This window comes from Caulobacter segnis (genome assembly GCF_023935105.1).
Taxonomy (GTDB): domain Bacteria; phylum Pseudomonadota; class Alphaproteobacteria; order Caulobacterales; family Caulobacteraceae; genus Caulobacter; species Caulobacter segnis_B.
The window spans coordinates 4,491,107-4,507,499 of record NZ_CP096040.1 but is presented as its reverse complement, the minus strand read 5'-3'; the positions used below and the strand labels follow the sequence as shown (position 1 = coordinate 4,507,499).

At 67.7% G+C, this 16,393-nt stretch carries 16 protein-coding genes; 9 read left to right on the top strand and 7 right to left on the bottom strand.

Going from position 1 to position 16,393, the window contains the following annotated elements; genetic code table 11:
• Positions 1–19 precede the first annotated feature (19 nt).
• Together aroB and MZV50_RS21090 are read right to left on the bottom strand one after the other, a co-directional pair.
• Positions 20–1,132: a 3-dehydroquinate synthase gene (gene aroB, locus MZV50_RS21095; RefSeq protein WP_252631261.1), complete on the bottom strand. Its 1,113-nt coding sequence runs from the start codon at positions 1,130–1,132 to the stop codon at positions 20–22.
• 12 nt (positions 1,133–1,144) lie between these two features.
• On the bottom strand, positions 1,145–1,726 hold the full coding sequence (locus tag MZV50_RS21090; protein ID WP_252631259.1) for a shikimate kinase: 582 nt from the start codon (positions 1,724–1,726) through the stop codon (positions 1,145–1,147).
• Between the two features lie 174 nt (positions 1,727–1,900).
• Between MZV50_RS21090 and MZV50_RS21085 the strand changes: the two genes are divergently transcribed.
• From MZV50_RS21085 to MZV50_RS21075, 3 genes are all read left to right on the top strand, one after another.
• Complete coding sequence (locus MZV50_RS21085) at positions 1,901–3,391, top strand: hypothetical protein (RefSeq protein ID WP_252631258.1); 1,491 nt, start codon at positions 1,901–1,903, stop codon at positions 3,389–3,391.
• Positions 3,388–4,347, top strand: coding sequence for a site-specific tyrosine recombinase XerD (locus tag MZV50_RS21080; protein WP_252631257.1), 960 nt, complete (start codon positions 3,388–3,390; stop codon positions 4,345–4,347). The genes MZV50_RS21085 and MZV50_RS21080 overlap by 4 nt, the downstream gene beginning before the upstream one ends.
• Before the next feature lie 93 nt (positions 4,348–4,440).
• Positions 4,441–4,662, top strand: coding sequence for an alkylphosphonate utilization protein (locus tag MZV50_RS21075; RefSeq protein WP_252631256.1), 222 nt, complete (start codon positions 4,441–4,443; stop codon positions 4,660–4,662).
• A 45-nt stretch (positions 4,663–4,707) separates the two neighbouring features.
• Here MZV50_RS21075 and MZV50_RS21070 read toward each other — a convergent pair whose 3' ends face one another.
• The 4 genes from MZV50_RS21070 to MZV50_RS21055 all read right to left on the bottom strand — a co-directional run bounded on the left by MZV50_RS21070 (position 4,708) and on the right by MZV50_RS21055 (position 7,755).
• Positions 4,708–5,103, bottom strand: a complete 396-nt coding sequence (locus MZV50_RS21070; protein WP_252631255.1) for a hypothetical protein — start codon at positions 5,101–5,103, stop codon at positions 4,708–4,710.
• Positions 5,104–5,199: 96 nt separating this feature from the next.
• Positions 5,200–6,342, bottom strand: coding sequence for a beta strand repeat-containing protein (locus tag MZV50_RS21065; RefSeq protein WP_252631254.1), 1,143 nt, complete (start codon positions 6,340–6,342; stop codon positions 5,200–5,202).
• Between the two features lie 81 nt (positions 6,343–6,423).
• Positions 6,424–7,230 carry a CsgG/HfaB family protein gene (locus tag MZV50_RS21060; protein ID WP_252631252.1) on the bottom strand — a complete coding sequence of 269 codons (807 nt, stop codon included), beginning with the start codon at positions 7,228–7,230 and terminating at the stop codon, positions 6,424–6,426.
• 3 nt (positions 7,231–7,233) lie between these two features.
• Complete coding sequence (locus MZV50_RS21055) at positions 7,234–7,755, bottom strand: curli assembly protein CsgF (RefSeq protein ID WP_289781882.1); 522 nt, start codon at positions 7,753–7,755, stop codon at positions 7,234–7,236.
• An 898-nt stretch (positions 7,756–8,653) separates the two neighbouring features.
• On the opposite strand from MZV50_RS21055, the gene MZV50_RS21050 reads away from it, so the two are divergent.
• Both MZV50_RS21050 and MZV50_RS21045 read left to right on the top strand, forming a co-directional pair.
• Positions 8,654–9,412 carry a hypothetical protein gene (locus MZV50_RS21050; RefSeq protein ID WP_252631249.1) on the top strand — a complete coding sequence of 253 codons (759 nt, stop codon included), beginning with the start codon at positions 8,654–8,656 and terminating at the stop codon, positions 9,410–9,412.
• Positions 9,413–9,557: 145 nt separating this feature from the next.
• Positions 9,558–10,022 carry a hypothetical protein gene (locus tag MZV50_RS21045; protein WP_252631248.1) on the top strand — a complete coding sequence of 155 codons (465 nt, stop codon included), beginning with the start codon at positions 9,558–9,560 and terminating at the stop codon, positions 10,020–10,022.
• 196 nt (positions 10,023–10,218) lie between these two features.
• Here the strand turns inward: MZV50_RS21045 and MZV50_RS21040 are convergent, their stop codons facing one another.
• Positions 10,219–10,701, bottom strand: coding sequence for a VOC family protein (locus MZV50_RS21040; RefSeq protein WP_252631247.1), 483 nt, complete (start codon positions 10,699–10,701; stop codon positions 10,219–10,221).
• A 204-nt stretch (positions 10,702–10,905) separates the two neighbouring features.
• Here MZV50_RS21040 and MZV50_RS21035 point away from each other — a divergent pair, with 204 nt between their 5' ends.
• From MZV50_RS21035 to MZV50_RS21020, 4 genes are all read left to right on the top strand, one after another.
• Entirely contained in the window at positions 10,906–11,907 is a 1,002-nt protein-coding gene (locus tag MZV50_RS21035) for an aldo/keto reductase (RefSeq protein WP_252631245.1), read from the top strand.
• A gap of 306 nt (positions 11,908–12,213) precedes the next feature.
• Positions 12,214–14,019 carry a HAMP domain-containing methyl-accepting chemotaxis protein gene (locus MZV50_RS21030; RefSeq protein WP_252631244.1) on the top strand — a complete coding sequence of 602 codons (1,806 nt, stop codon included), beginning with the start codon at positions 12,214–12,216 and terminating at the stop codon, positions 14,017–14,019.
• An 85-nt stretch (positions 14,020–14,104) separates the two neighbouring features.
• Complete coding sequence (locus MZV50_RS21025; RefSeq protein WP_252631242.1) at positions 14,105–15,133, top strand: mechanosensitive ion channel family protein; 1,029 nt, start codon at positions 14,105–14,107, stop codon at positions 15,131–15,133.
• Between the two features lie 71 nt (positions 15,134–15,204).
• Complete coding sequence (locus tag MZV50_RS21020) at positions 15,205–16,263, top strand: HpcH/HpaI aldolase/citrate lyase family protein (RefSeq protein ID WP_252631241.1); 1,059 nt, start codon at positions 15,205–15,207, stop codon at positions 16,261–16,263.
• Positions 16,264–16,393: the final 130 nt, after the last annotated feature.

The following is a 16,393-nucleotide window of genomic DNA, read 5'->3' as shown; positions in this document are numbered from 1 at the left end:
AAGGGGAGAAGGAAGCTAATTAAACCGCGCCCTCTTCGACCAGGAACGCCTTCAGCGCCGCGCGGTCGACGTCCTTGGCGACGAAGGCGTCGCCGATGCCGCGGACCAGGACGAAGGTCAGCTTGCCGCCCTCGGCCTTCTTGTCCTGGCCGCAGTGGGCGACCAGGGCGTCGGCCTTGAACGGCTCGGGGCGAACTTCGGCAAGGGTCGTCGGCAGGCCGGCGGCCTTGATCGCGGCGGTGGCGCGGACGGCGTCCTGGCTGGGGCACAGGCCCTGCTTGGCCGAGAAGCGGAACGCCTGGGCCATGCCGACGCCGACGGCCTCGCCGTGCTTGAGGGCGTCGCCGAAGCCCATCTCGGCCTCGATCGCGTGGCCGAAGGTGTGGCCCAGGTTCAGCAGGGCGCGGCGGCCGGCCTCCTTCTCGTCTTCCTCGACGATCTCGGCCTTCATCTCGACGCTGCGGCCCACGGCGCGGACCAGGGCGTCGACGTCGCGCTCCAGCACCGCGTGGACGTTCTTCTCCAGCCACTCGAAGAAGGCGAAGTCGCCGAGCAGGCCGTACTTGATGATCTCGGCATAGCCGCAGGCCAGCTCGCGGGCGGGCAGGGTGCACAGCACGTCCAGGTCGGCCAGGACCAGGCGCGGCTGGTGGAAGGCGCCGATCAGGTTCTTGCCGCGCGGGGTGTCGATGGCCGTCTTGCCGCCGACCGAGCTGTCGACCTGGGCCAGCAGGGTGGTCGGCACCTGCACGAAGTCGATGCCGCGCTTGTAGATCGCCGCCGCGAAGCCGGCCAGGTCGCCGACCACGCCGCCGCCGAAGGCCACGATCTGGTCGCCGCGCTCCAGCCCCAGGGCCAGCAGGCGGTCGGACAGGTCGGAGAGGCCCTCGAAGCTCTTGCTCTCCTCGCCGGGCGGGATGGTGATCACGTCGACGGCGACCCCGGCCTTTTCCAGCGAGACGGCCAGGCGCTCGCCGTGATGCTCGCCGACGTTCGAATCGGTGACGATGGCCACGCGCTTGCGCTTGCCCAGCACCGGAGCGATCCGCTCGCCGGCCCTGTCGATCAGGCCCGGACCGATGACGACGTCGTAGGCGCGCTCGCCAAGGCCCACGGAAACGGTGCGGATCATCGGGCGAACTCCTTAAGCGCGACTTTGGCGCAGGGCCGCCAGGATGGCGTCGACCGCCACCATGTGCGGCGTGTCGCCGGTCTGAACATGGACCTGCGCCTCGGCGTAGGCGGGATTGCGGACCTGGGCCAGCTGGGTCAACACCTCGACCGGGTCCTTGCCCTTGACCAGCGGCCGGTTGTCCTTGCGCGAGACGCGGCGAGCCAGGAGCTCGACATCGGCCTTCAGCCAGACCGACACGGCCTTCTGGTTGATCAGGGCCCGGGTCTCGGGATTGACGAAGGCGCCGCCGCCGGTGGCTAGCACGTGCGGCGGCTCGTCCAGCAGGCGGCCGATGACGCGGCGCTCGCCGTCGCGGAAGGCGGCCTCGCCCAGTTCGGCGAAGATCTCCGAGATCGACCGGCCGGCGGCCGCCTCGACCTCGTGGTCGGCGTCGCGGAACGGCAGGCCCAGCACGCCCGCCAGCCGCCGCCCGACGCTGGACTTGCCCACGCCCATCAGACCGACCAGCACGATCGTCTTCTCGCGCAGCGGGGCGAGGTCGTCCGCCTTAGACGGCGCAGCGGTTTCCAGGTTTTGGTCGGGCTCGGTCATGATGCGGTCGCGGGTTTACACGAGGCTTGGCCTAGAGCGTGACAGCCGAAAGTGGAAGCCGGTTTCGGCGACTGTCACGCTCTGAAATGTCTGAATTGGAGCCTGTTTATCCGTTTCAAATGATTCCATTTGAAACGGACAGGCTCCAGCCGCCAAGTTTGCGAGAACTCCGTGATGCGTCATAACCGGTCCATGGTCATCTCGATGCGTTCTCGAAGCGCCCTGGCGCTGTCGCTGGCCCTGGTCGCCGTTGCTCCCGTGGCGGCCCAGGAAGAGGTCAAGGTCAAGAGCCTGGCCGCCCCCGACTACTTCTCCGGCCCGATCGGCGACACCGGCCTGCCGGGCGACCTGTGGAAGGACGCCGCGCCCGACATCATGCGCGACGTGCTGCCCAAGCTCTCCGGGCCCAAGCCCCTGTCGCCGGCCTTCGCCGATCTGGCGCGGCGGCTGCTGTCGACCGGGGCCAACGGCCCGGCCGGAGTGGGCGACGACGTCGAGATGGGCGCCCAGCGAGCCCTGGCCCTGATCGCCCTGGGCGAGGCCAAGGGCGCCAACGCCATCCTCGACCGCGCGACAGGCGCGCCGGGCAGCGCCGCGCTGTCGATGGCCACGGCCGAGGCGGCCCTGATCGCCGGCGACGACGACAAGGCCTGCCGGACGCAGGACGCCCTGACCGTCGATCGTGGCGGCGCCTACTGGCTGCGCCTGCGGGCCTTCTGCCAGCTGAAGGCGGGCCAGAAGGACGCCGCCCAGCTGACCTTCCAGCTGGCCCAGCAACAGACGCCGAAGGGTGGCGGGGACGCCGACTACGCGCGATTGATGGGCGCGGCCCTGGCCGGAACGGCGACGCCGGGCGCGGCCAATCTGAAGACCGGCGTCAACTACGCCCTGTCGCGCCGCCTGAACCTGGACGTCCAGTCGGCCGCCGCGATCGCCTCGGCCTCGCCGGCCCTCAAGCCCGTGCTCAAGACGGGCGGCGACCTGTCGGGCGTGGCGCCCGGCGCGGACCTGACGGCGCAGGAGACCTCGGACCTGGCCTTCCTGCGCCAGGCCAAGACGCTGCCCGCCTTCGTCGAGGCCTCGCGCGCCTCGTCCGCCTCGATCGCCGCCCTGGCCGCCGCCGGCGCGCCGCTGCGCGATCCGGTGCTGATGGCCCGCGCGGCCCTGGCGGCCGGCGACGTCGCCAGCGCCCAGGCCATTCGCGGCCGTCTCGTGCAGGACAGCATCCCCGGCGCCACCGCCGCCGACCTGGCGATTCTCGACGCCCTGATCGCCGCGGCTTCCGGAAAAGTCGACAACCAGGTGCTGGACAACCTGATCGGCCGGGGCGTCTCGGGCGGCGGCAAGGCCCAGGCCGCCGCGGCGCTGCTGGCCAGCCTGGGCGGCAGCCTGGGCGCCGAGGCCCGCGCCCAGTTCGCCGCCTTCGACCTGGGCAAGCCCGTGGCCTCGCCCGCGCGGCTGACCGTCCTGGAGGACGCCGGGACCGCCAAGCGCAAGGGCGAGGCGGGCCTTCTGGCCCTGTCGATCGCGATCGACGCCGGCGCGACCGGCCCGATCCCCGTCGACCGCGCCCGCATCGCGCGCGCCCTGCATCGCGCCGGCCTGGACGCCGACGCCCGCGCTATCGTCGTCGAGGGGATCCTGGGCCTGGCCTTCACGAAATGAGCACGAAGGGGGCCGGCTGGGTCGACGCCTTCCTGGAGATGATGGCCGTCGAGCGCGCGGCGGCCCGCAACACCCTGACCGCCTATGGCAAGGACCTGGAGGACGCCCGCGCCTTCCTCGCCCGCTCGGGCCAGGATCTGGACGACGCCGGGGCCGAGACGGTCGAGGCCTATTTTCAGGATCTGGGCGCGAGGGGTCTGTCACCGGCCACCGCCGCCCGCCGCCGCTCGTCGGTGCGCCAGTTCTACCGCTTCGTGCTGGGCGAGGGCTGGCGCCAGGACGACCCGTCCCGCCGCGTCGCCGCCCCCAAGGCCGGCCGCCCGCTGCCCAAGGTGCTGGAGCGCGAGGAGATCGAACGCCTGCTGGCGGCGGCCATCCGCAAGGACGGGGCCCAGGGCCTGCGCCTGACCTGCATCATCGAGCTGATCTACGCCTCGGGCCTGCGGATCTCCGAGCTCCTGGCCCTGCCGCTGACGGCCCTGGCCCGCGACCCGGCCTATCTGATCGTCAAGGGCAAGGGCGGCAAGGAGCGGCTGGCCCCGCTGAACGACGCGGCCCGCGCGGCGGTGAAGGCCTATCTGGCCGAGCGGCCGACGTTCCTGCCGAAAGCGTCCAAGGGGGCCTCCACGGGCAAGGCGGCGGAAAGCCCGTGGCTGTTCCCCTCGCGCGGCGCGACGGGCCGGCTGACCGCGCGCCGGGTGTCGCAGCTGCTGGAGGACGCCGCCATCGCCGCCGGCATCGACCGCGACAAGGTCAGCCCGCACGTCCTGCGCCACGCCTTCGCCACCCACCTGCTGGAGGGCGGCGCGGACCTGCGCGTCATCCAGACCCTGCTGGGCCATGCCGACATCGCCACGACCCAGATCTACACCCACGTGGCTGGCGAGCACCTGGCCCACGTCGTCCAGACCAAACATCCGCTTGGAAAACGAGATGGGGGACGGAAGAAGACCTAGCCGCCACGTTGACCCAGGCTGGGAAATGCTTAGGAAAGCCCGCACTAAGTGTGTGGGTTTGCCGATAGGGCGCCCGATCCGAAAGAGGCTTCCATGTCCGAAGAAACCCGCGACTCCAACGGCGCCATCCTGGCCGACGGCGACACCGTCACCCTGATCAAGGATCTCAAGGTCAAGGGTTCGGGCGGCGTGACGCTCAAGCGCGGCACGGTGGTCAAGAAGATCCGCCTGACCGGCGACCCGGACGAGATCGAGGCCAATGTCGACAAGGTCAAGGGCCTGGTCCTGCGCACCGAGTTCGTCAAGAAGGCCTGAGGCGCGCCATCGCGACCCTGGCCGTCGGTCCGCCTTGCGCCGGGCTCAGGGCACCTGGTCCAGCACGCGGCCGACCAGGGTCAGCAGTTCCTCCGAGGGCGGGGTGGCGTCGAGCAGGTTGCTGTTGCCGGCGTAGACGAAGTTGCGATTGTCGGCCAACGACACCGACTTGACCGAAGAGTCGCTGGTGATCCGCACCCAGACCAGCACGCATTCGCGTAGCGGCGGGATGGTGGCGGCGACGGTGGTTTCCAGGCGCAACTGCCACCGGTCGCCGGTGAAGGCGGCCAAGGGATCGTCGATCCGGCCGGTGTCGCGAAACAGCGAGCCGGCGGGGATGGGCAGCGCGTTGGTCGACGGGCTGGCGCTGTCCATCTGCCGGCACACCGCCAGGGTGGCGGCCCGGGCGGGGAAAGGGGCCACGGCGATGACCAGCAGCATCGCCGCGGTGGCCAGGCCCCGACCCGATCCCCGACCGGTCGACGCCCGAACCGGACATCGACCGCCTTGTCTCCGATCCCGCATGGATCGGCCCGACTACTGGCTGAGACTGATCGTGTAGCCGTTGGCCCCGGGCGTCGTGCTGATGTCCATGATCGCGTCGGCGCTGGTCTGGCTGATCAGGATGCCGGCCCCGCCCGACAGCGAGCTGCCCAGGGTGAAGGCCCCGCCATCGACGGTCAGCGACAGCGAGGTGGCCCCGCCGCCCGTCTGCGTCACCCGCACCTTGCCCGCCCCCGTCGCCGCCCCGACGACGTTCGACAGGGTGACATTGGCCACCGAGGCGGCGCTGGAGGTCAGGCCGTAGTCGACCTTGGAGCCCGTGCCGGTGACGGTGAGGTTCGCGGTCTGGACGCCGCTTCCGGTGAAGGCGTTGCTGATCGTGTTGCCGTTGGCGGCCGGCAGGTTCACCGAGAAGGTCTTGTCGCCCGCCCCGCTGGACGTGTTGGTCACGGTGTTGTTGTCGGACAGCAGGGTGATCGAGCCGGTGATCGTCGTCGCGCCCGAATAGGTGTTGGTGATGGTGTTGTTCGAGCCGGTGACGTCCTCGGTCACCGAGATGACCCCCGACGCCGCCAGGGTGTTGACGACGGTGTTGCCGTCGCCGGTGAAGGTTTCGGTCAGGCTGTTGCTTCCGCCCGTCGACGCCACGGTGTTGGTGATGGCGTTGTTGGTGCCGTTGACCGTCAGGCTGTAGGTCAGGGCGGTTCCGTCCAGGACGTCGGTGATGGTGTTGGCCGTGGTCCCCGGCGCGGTGTTGACCACATTGACCGTCACCGTCGGGGCCACCGGCGGCGTCGTGGCGCCGATGGTCAGCGAGTGGGTGTTGTTGCCGCCGGCGCCGGCCGAGCCGTAGTTCAGCGTCAGGCTGCCGCCCGTCGTGACGTCGGTGAAGGCGCCCTTCAGGACGTTGCCGGCGCCTTGCTGGTTGATGCTGACCGAGGCCCAGGGGCCGTGGATCAGCAGGGCCGTGCCGCCGGGCAGGCCATTGGCGCTGATGACGTTGCTGGGGTTGGAGGCGTCCTGGGTGATGGCCAGGCTGTTGACGGAATTGCCCGCCCCGCTGGCGTTGATCTTCAGGGTGTTGGCCGCCAGGGCCGCGCCGCTGGTCAGCATCAGCGCCGCCGTCAGGGCGGTGGTCGTCAGGAACCGTGATCGTCTATCGAAAAGCCTCGCCATGGTCGTGTCCTCCCTATCGTTAAGCAGATCCGCCGCGCGATCGGCCAGATCGCCCGGGGCAGCCCTCTGCCTGGACTGCCGTCATGACCACCAGCCATCGTGGATGCCCTGGTCGATGAGTTGGGTGAGCGCGCTGCGCACGGCCGAGCCGAGGGCCAGGCCCACCGGTTCGTTGGCGGAGCCGCCGAGTTCGAGGTCGAGCACCGAGGTGCTGTAGATCTTGGTGATGTGACCGCCGACGGCCAGGGAGTTGACCGACTTGGTCACCGTGGTCTGGCCCAGCACCTCGCCGGTCTGCACGGCCACCGCCCGCAGGCTGAAGGTGACGAGATCGGTGACATAAGTGCCGCTGGCGCCGACCGCGCCGACGGCGGCCCCGGCCTTGGCCTCGCGGGTCGAGCGGTCATAGGCGACCACCTGGCCGACCAGCAGGATCTCGGCGACGCGCAGGGTGTAGAGCTTGCGGGCCGCGCCCGGCTCAGACCCTCCGCTTCCGCCGCCTGTCGCGGCGGCGGGTTCGGTCAGGCTGTTGAGCGCCAGGGTGGCCAGCTGGCGTTCGCGCAGCAGCTCGTCGACGTGCTGGCGCTCGACCAGATAGACATAGCCGGGCCGCAGCGACCGCACGGCGTCGATCAGGTACGGGGTGCAGTCCATCGGCACCGCCGTGCTCAGCTCCTGCGGCAGCTGGGTGGGCCGCCGCTGGCCCGAGGTGTCGATGCAGCTATAGACCCCGACGGTCAGGGCGCGGGGCGGCGGGGGCGGCAGGGGGATCTCCTGTCGCGCCACGACGGTGGGGGGCTTGACCAGGGTCGGTCGCGTCGAGCACCCCGACAGGGCCAGAACACCGGCGACGCCGAGCCTCGCCCAGACGGTCCGCCGCGTCCGCATGCCTCAGCCTCCCGAGGGCACGGTCAAGGTGGTGGAGCCGGTCGGGCTGGTGATGGTGATGCTCAGCTGCCCGTCCGAGTTGGTGTAGGTGATGGTGACATTGCCCGAATGCACCGAGCCGGCGGTGCCTGGCGCGGAATTGGCGATCTTCTGGGCGATCGACTGGGCGACCAGGCCGTTCAGCTGCGAGACGATGGCGTTGACGAACGGGGCGTTGGGGTCGGGCGGGATCGCCGCCTTGGCCGCCGCCGCCGCCGCCGCCGCGCGCGCGGCCTGCAGGCTGCGGTCGAACTGGGCCATCTGCAGGCCGATGGAGTTGGTCCCGCCGAAGCTGGGGGACATCATGGTGTAGTGCAGGTCGGTGGCCTGGACCGGACCGGCCGTCGCGGACATCGCCAGTCCGGCGATCGCCGCCGCCGCGGCGCCGGGGACGCGAAGGCGGCGCCACCGTCCGTCTGGCGCGACAACCGACACACCTATTCCGCTCGAGCTCGCAGGCGAACCCGATGGCGACGAGGTCTTCATGGAAGCCTCCCCCCTGTAGTGAACGGGCATTCACCCGTTGACGGAATTTACCATAAGCACAAATAACAATGTTCGCAAGGGTTTCGGAAATCTCGAAGCTTGCCATTTTGGCGTATCAACTCATCGGCGAGTTGATAATGATTTCAAAATTTCCTGCATGCATAAAATTACCGCAGAAGTAATTCCAGTTACATCAATGTATATTTCATCTTGCTTAAATCGTTAACAATTGCTTAACCGTACCCGCTGCTCAATCCTGCCTGGTCCTGTTGAGACTAGTCGCCCGGAGAGATTGCCGAAGTTGAATAGCCACGTTGCGTCCACCCGAGGGCGATCGCCGGCTTCCGGGCGCTGTTCAAGGGCCTGATCGCCGGGCATGCCGGTGAAGGCGGAGTGCGGAACTCTCCTCCCCTCAGGGGGGGGGCGAGGTCGGAGGGGGGGCTCGGCATGGGCCGCTTAGCCCCCTCGGTCGGTTTCGCCTAGAGGCTCCTCCAGAGGGAGCAGAGTCCGCAAGGGGTGGAAAACAGACATAGGCCGGAGGGATGCCAACCTTCATCCCGCTCGAAGTCGGCGCTCTAATCGAAGCCAGCCGGTCCAACGTAACGGCCTTCAGTTGGGCACACAGGGTTGCTCTATCTAGTTTCTGATCCCGGCAGGTGGGGAGCAAATTCTGCACGGGACCTTTCGATCAGCCCTGTATTGCTCGGTTGCTCGACGAGATGGCGCTCAGCACCGAAGACACCCCGTGCGAAGGGCTGGTCCGGAAAGCAGCCCGACAAGCCAAACGCGAGCGCAAGAACGTCCAGCGATAAAGAGCGGGGACAAGCTTGGATGAAGGTTTAGGTTGCATTGATGAATTCGCCGCCTAGAGATGCATTTTCCGACGAAAGGATTTTGCATGTGGGACGACCTTGGCTTTGACGCTCCGCTTGTTGCCCAAGGCTCTGCGCCGCCGAACAACCACGACCAGCCGGGAACCCAAGTATCCGAGGTCATCATCCAGGCGTCACGCGGGGGCGGGACCGAAGTGATCATCGGTCTAAGCTACTACCAAGAGAGAACTCATAACCCTTTCGCGACAGCGGAGCTCCTGCACACATACGCAGACGCCACTTCGACCGAGGCCGAAGCATATGCAGACGCTCATATCTCAGGCGATCCAAATAGCCCCGCCTATCAACAGGCCAGGGAAGCCATCATCTCCCTCTATGCGAGAGCAAAAGTGGGCACGCTGGGCGGGAGCCAGGGCGATAGCATAAGTGGCCCGAACGGAACCACGCTTACATCAGCGGAGCTGCTCGCGGGTCTGAACAACATTCAAATTGTCGTTGGGCCATTTGCCGCCCCTCCGGGGACACCTGCGGGCACCGTCTACAATTCGTATACTGATGTCACAACGCCGACCAGCATCATACACATAGATCCTGCACGACTGACTGACTACACTGATATGTTCGGTCAGACGATTGGACTAAATTATGCAGTCTACCACGAAATGGCGCACGCGTTGCCGGATGGCAGAACAACGGCGGCTGTAAACGATCCCAATCGCGAAAAAATCACCAATGAATATGGGCAGATGCTTTCCGAGCTAACACAAGCCCTATACCCTTCAGATCTTCAGCTTGGTGAAGTGGGCGGCACAGTTACGAGGTAGTAGGATGGCAAGGCACTGGTCGAGAGCAACGACAGCACTAGCGCTATTTTTCGCCACAACCGCTCTGCACGCCTCTGACGCCGTGGCTAAAGAAAACGACCGGTTATTTGCACCTTGGTACGGAATATCAGTATCGAGCGATGCCATGGGCCGTTCTCTCGAAATATACTATTTGCTCTCAAGGGCTGAAAAAGCAGAAACGGGCAATGCTGAATACTGGGTCATCGAGCGGTACCACAAGGATGCGCGAGCTGGGTTTGGCGGAACCACGCTGAAGCACGACTGGATCGACAGCCGGAACTGTCCCAGCGTCGATCTGGTTCTCAAAGACATATCCGTACTGCCCAAGCTTGGCTTCACAGACCCGAAAAGTAAGATAACGATCATCCCGCCGTCGGACTTTCCACGCCTGAGGATTTCGGGCCCTGCTGAAGGCATGGATGCGGCAGGTGGTGCTCGTATCAGCCGCTCCTACTACGCGGGTGCTGTCGCAGCATGGTGGGCGAAGGCCGACGAGAATCTGCGAAATTGTTGGGGGAACCAAGCCATAGGAGGTTACGCCCCGCGATTGAACTCACCTTCCGATTTAGCCCACTGGAAGGATTGGTGATGCCGCCCGGCGCAAACCGCAAAGCGGTACGAGCCGAGCGGGTCGGAAGTCATCATGATCCGTGGCGGATAGGGTCGTTAGGAGACGCTCTCACCTCGCCGTTCAACAACTAGCTTGAAGCCGTTGAACTTGCTCCGGCGTCGATCTCGGTCCTTCAGGCCTTCACGACAAGCCATTGTCGGTCTCGGTGGGAAGCTCATTTCCCCGCGAACGCCGCCTGGATCGCCGCGACGTCGATCTTCTTCATGCCCATCATGGCCTGGAAGGCGCGGCCGGCGGCTTCGCGGTCGGGGCTGGTGGTCGCCTCGATCAGCTGGCGCGGCGTGACCTGCCACGAGAGGCCGTAGCGGTCCTTGAGCCAGCCGCATTGGCTCTCCTGTCCGCCGTCGGCGGTCAGGGCGTTCCAGTAGTGATCGACCTCGTCCTGGCCGTCGCAGTCGATGACGAACGAAAAGGCCTCGTCCAGCTTGAACGCCGGGCCGGCGTTCAAGGCGGTGATCTTCTGGCCGTCGATCTCGAACACCACGGTCATCACCTTGCCGGGCTTGCCGCCGCCGGGCGCTTCGCCGGGATAGTAGGCGACGTCGAGGATCCGCGCGTTCGGGAAGACCGAGACGTACAGCTTGGCGGCGTCCTCGGCCTGGTTGTCGAACCACAGGAACGGGGTGATCTTGGGCATGGGTCTTCCTCCATTGTCTTGAGCCAAGGACGATGGGGAGAGCGCCGTTCCGACACGGGCCGGAAGTTTTTCCCGAAGCGCTTGATTGTTGAATCTCGCTCAGCAGAGCAGTGAAGACCTGGCCCTTATCTGGCGAGGCCGAGAACCCATCTTCGAACGGCCGGCGGCAGGGGCCGCGCGGCCCATCCGCACAAGGAGATCCCCATGAAGACGCGCAAACTCGGCGACGGCCTGGAAGTGTCGGCCATCGGCCTCGGCTGCATGGGGATGGGCCAGGTTTACGGCACGGCCCTGGAGACCGGCGCCGCGCACGAGGTGCTGGCCAAGGCCGTCGACCTGGGCGTGACCTTCTTCGACACCGCCGAGGTCTATGGTCCCTATACCAACGAGGAGGTGGTCGGGGCGGGGCTGAAACCCTTCCGCGACAAGGTGGTGATCGCCACCAAGTTCGGCTTCGACATCGCGCCGGAAGGGACCGGCGAGGGCTTTTCGCGCATGCGCGGCGTCAACAGCCGGCCCGAGCACATCCGCGCCGTCGCCGAGGCCTCGCTGAAGCGGCTGGGCGTCGAGGTCATCGACCTGTTCTACCAGCACCGCGTCGACCCGAGCGTGCCGATCGAGGATGTCGCCGGGACCGTTCGCGACCTGATCGCCGAGGGCAAGGTCAAGCACTTCGGCCTGTCGGAAGCCGGCGCGGCGACGATCCGCAAGGCGCACGCCGTCCAGCCCGTCGCGGCCCTGCAGAGCGAATATTCGTTGTGGTTCCGCGAGCTGGAGGCCGAGATCCTGCCGACCTTGCGCGAACTGGGCATCGGCCTGGTGCCCTACAGCCCGCTGGGGCGCGGCTTCCTGACCGGGGCGATCAAGCCCGAGACCCTGGCTGGCAACGACTTCCGACGGGGGCTGCCGCGCTTCCAGGGCGAGGCCCTGGCCAAGAACTTCGGCCTGGTCGAAGCCCTGACCCAGATCGCCGGCGAGAAGGGCGTCACCCCCGCCCAGCTGGCGCTGTCCTGGATCCTGCACCAGGGACCGGACATCGCGCCGATCCCGGGCACGACCAAGATCGCCCGCCTGCAAGAGAACATCGGCGCCGTCGACGTGGTCCTCTCGGCCGACGACCTGGCCCGCATCGCCGCCGCCGTGCCGGAAACGGCCATCGAGGGCGAACGCTATTCCGCCGCCGGCCTCGCCATGGTTGGGCGGTAGGGCGCGGCCCCAATTTTCGAGGTCTCCCCGCAATGGGGCATGAAGCTGTCGCTTTGTACTCATTGCGGGGGAAGATCTATCCGTCGCCTTCTTCGCGGCGTCTGAGGTCAATCCTCTAGTATTTCGCGTCCTTGATCGGCGTATTGCTGAGATTTAGCGCGAGAAAAACCCAAAACGACGTATGTATCGCGGCTGATGCGGTGGTTTGTCGCGCTGGTCTGAACGGTTGCTTAAGCAAGTGAGTGCCTGTTTCTCGGGCATGTTTTTCCTGGCGCATGGGGGCGCCGGGCGGCTTGGGACCTCGAAATGCTGAGAACGGTTAAGGCTCGACTTCTGGCGATGGTTGGAGGGCTGGCGGTCTGTGTCGTCGTGGTCGGCGGCGCGGGCATGATCGCGGCCAACCACGCCAACGGTGCGCTCGACACCACGATCAACGATCGCGTCGTGCCGCTGGAGCAGATCAAGAGCGTCAGCGACAGGTTCGCGGTGGACATCGTCGACTCGACCTGGAAGGCCGGCAGCGGCCAGATCGCGATGGACATCGCCGCAGCGCGCGAGCGAAGCGCCCGCCAGGAGATCCAGCGCCAATGGTCGGCCTATATGGCCACCACCTTGACCCCCGAAGAGGCCGGCATCGCCGCGGCGGCGGCCAAGAAGATGCAGGCCGCCGATCCCGCGCTGAACGCCCTGCAAGCGATCTTGGATCGCGGCGACCAGGCCGAGCTCGAGACCTTCGCGCGGCAGCGCCTCTACACAACCATCGACCCCATCACCGGCGAGCTTCAGAAGCTGGTCGACCTGCAGATCAGGGTCTCGAAGGAGAACGGCGTGGCGGCCGCGCGCTTCGCCAGCCGGACCCGCGCCGTCGTGTCGGCGCTGGCCTTCGCGGCCCTGGCCATGACGGTCTACGCCTTCGTCTTCGTGGTTCGCGGCGTCAGCGCCCCGCTCGACCAGCTGTCGGGGCAGATGCGCCGCCTGGCCGGCGGCGACCTCGCCGTCGAGGTGCTGGGTCTGTCGCGACGCGACGAGGTCGGGCTGATGAGCCAGGCGGTGCAGGTCTTCAAGGACAATGGCCTCAAGGCCCGGGCGCTGGAGGGAGAGGCGGCCGCCATGCGCGCCGACGCCGAGACCCAGCGCGAGCGCAGCGAGGCCGAGCGCCAGCGCAACGCGGCCGAGCAGGCCGCCGTCGTCGCGGCGCTGGCGGCCAATCTGGACCGGCTGGCGAAAGGCGACCTGACGACGCGGATCGAGGCCGACTTCCAAGGCCAGTACGCCCAGCTCAAGAGCGACTTCAACACCGCCGTGGAAAGCCTGCGCGAAGTCATGCGGGTCGTCTCGACGGCGACGTCGGTCATCCAGGGCGGCTCGAACGAGATCGCCAGCGCCTCGCAGGACCTGGCGCGCCGGACGGAGCAGCAGGCCGCCAGCCTGGAAGAGACCGCCGCGGCGCTGGATCAGATCACCGCGACGGTCAAGCGCGGCGCCGGGACGGCCGACGAGGCCAAGGCGTCGGTGTCGAGCGCTCGCAACGAGAGCGAGAAGTCGGGCGTGCTGATGGGCCAGGCCGTCGACGCCATGGGCGAGATCGAGGAGAGCGCCGGCCGGATCTCGCAGATCATCGGCGTCATCGACGAGATCGCCTTCCAGACCAATCTGCTGGCCCTGAACGCCGGGGTCGAGGCGGCTCGGGCGGGCGAGGCGGGTCGTGGCTTCGCGGTGGTCGCCCAGGAGGTGCGGGCCTTGGCCCAGCGCTCGGCAGACGCGGCCAAGGAGATCAAGGCCCTGATCACCGCCTCCGGCTCGCAGGTCGAGCGGGGCGTGCGCCTGGTCGGCGAGACGGGCAGCGCCCTGTCGAGCATCGTCAACAAGATCGCCGACATCGACACCGTGATCGGCGAGACCTCGCGGGCGGCCCAGGAGCAGTCCAGCAGCCTCAGCCAGGTCAATGTCGCGGTCAACCAGATGGACCAGGTGACGCAGCAGAACGCGGCGATGGTCGAGGAGGCGACGGCGGCCTCGGAGAACCTCAGGAGCGAGGCGCAGCGCCTGGCGCAGCTGATCGCCCGCTTCCGGACCGAGTTGCACGGCGACCGTCCCGCGCTCGCCGCCTGACGGCGCGGGCCTTCGGGAGGGGACGAACGACGGCCGGGAAGGGCGCGCTTGATCGCGGCCCCTTCCTGCCGCCAAACTCCCGCCCATGGCCGAAAACCCGCTTCGCACGCTCGACTCCTTCGAACTCCTGAAGCTGGGCAAGGCGTCGGTGACGGTCGGCGGAATGGCGGCCGGGGTGCTGATCGTGGTGGCGGCGATCGTCGCCGCGCGGCTGACCTCGGCGGGCCTGCGCCGGCTGCGCGAGCGGGCCGCCGGCAGCGCCGCCTCACTTTACGCGATCGAGAAGGTCGCGACCTACGGCCTGGTGATCATCGGGGTGATGGCGGGCCTGTCGACCATGGGTGTCGACCTGACCTCGCTGACCGTGTTCGCGGGGGCCCTGGGTGTCGGCGTGGGCCTGGGCCTGCAGGGCATCATCAAGGATTTCGCGTCCGGGGTCAGCCTGGTGTTCGAACGGCTGGTGGCGGTCGGGGATTTCGTGGAGCTGCCCAACGGCGGTCGCGGCGTGGTCCACGAGATCGGGGCGCGCGCCACCCGCATCCGCACCAATGACAGCACCGACATCATCGTGCCGAACTCGGTGCTGGTGAACGACCAGGTGGTCAACTGGACCCTGCGCGGCACGAACCGCCGCATCCGGGTGCCGTTCGTCACCGCCTTCGGGGCCGACAAGGAAAAGGTGCGCGAGGTGGTGCTGAAGGCGGCCAAGACCGCGCCATTCACCTCGCCCGACGACGCCAGCCGCCGGGCCCAGGTCTGGCTGGTCGGCTACGGCGAGCACGCCCTGAAGTTCGAGCTGATCGTCTGGCCGACGGTCGAGGCCGTGCGCCGCCCGGCGGCGATCTTCGCGGCCTATACCTGGCTGATCGACGATGCTTTGCGCGGGGCCGGGATCGAGATCCCCTATCCGCAGCGCGACATCCGCCTGCGGGGCTTGTTCGGCGAAGAGGGCGAGGACGCCCTGACCAGCCTGCGCCTGGAGCCGGCCGCCCGCCGCCGCAAGGCCGCCGCCCGGGTCAAGTCGGGCTCCAGCAACGACGCCGCCGCCGACCTGGAACGCCAGGATCCGGAAGAGGCGCCCAAGCCCGCGCCCGGATCGCCGCCGAAGACGTGACGGCGAGCCGCTTGACGGGCGTGGTGCGCCGCCGCATGGTCTTCGCAACTGCGAAATAAGAACATAGGGGAGTGACCGGCATGAAGACGCCGCGCGGCTTTTTCAAACCCTTGGCCATTGGCGCGCCGACGCCCTATCGCGAGCCGCCCGCCCGCGTGGAGCGGATGATCCACTTCGTGCCGCCGCACCTGGACAAGGTCCGCGCCAAGGTCGCCGAGATCGCTCCGACCGTCGACGTCATCCTGGCCAATCTGGAAGACGCCATCCCCGCCGACGCCAAGGGCGCGGCGCTGGCCGGCCTGGTGGCGATGTCGCGCGAGGTCGACTTCAAGGCCCTGGGCGTCGGCTTCTGGACCCGGATCAACTGCCTGAACTCGCCCTGGCACCTGGATGAGGTGTCGACCATCGTCGAGAAGGCCGGCGACAAGATCGACGTGATCATGGTCCCCAAGGTCGAGGGGCCCTGGGATATATTCTACATGGACCAGCTCTTGGCCTCGCTGGAGGCCAAGCACGGCGTCACCCGGCCGATCCTGCTGCACGCCATCCTGGAGACGGCCGAGGGGGTGATGAACGTCGAGGCCATTGCCGGCGCCAGCCCGCGCATGCAGGGCATCAGCCTGGGTCCGGCCGACCTGGCCGCCAGCCGGGCGATGAAGACCACCCGGGTCGGCGGCGGCCATCCGGGCTACCGCGTCATCGAAGATCCGCATGCGGACGGTTCGTCGCGCGTGTCGGTGCAGCAGGACCTCTGGCACTACACCTTCGCCAAGATGGTCGACGCCTGCGCGGCCCACGGCATCAAGCCGTTCTACGGCCCGTTCGGGGCGATCGACGACCCGGTCGCCTGCGAGCAGCAGTTCCGCAACGCCTTCCTGATGGGCTGCGCCGGCGCCTGGAGCCTGCACCCCAGCCAGATCGCCATCGCCAAGTCGGTGTTCAGCCCGGCCCCGGACGAGGTCGCCTTCGCCCGCAAGATCCTGGAGGCCATGCCGGACGGCACGGGCGTGGCCATGATCGACGGCAAGATGCAGGACGACGCCACCTGGAAACAGGCCAAGGTGATGGTCGACTGCGCCCGCCAGATCGCGGCGAAGGATGCTGAGTATGCGGCGTTGTATGGGTTCTGAGAGTGATTTCCCTCCCCCTTGATGGGGGAGGGGAGGGTGGGGGTGACGACGACGGTTGACGCCGAGCACGGCTTTCGACGCAGCATCACCCCCATCCCCGACCCTTCCCCCATCAAAGGGGGAAGGGAGA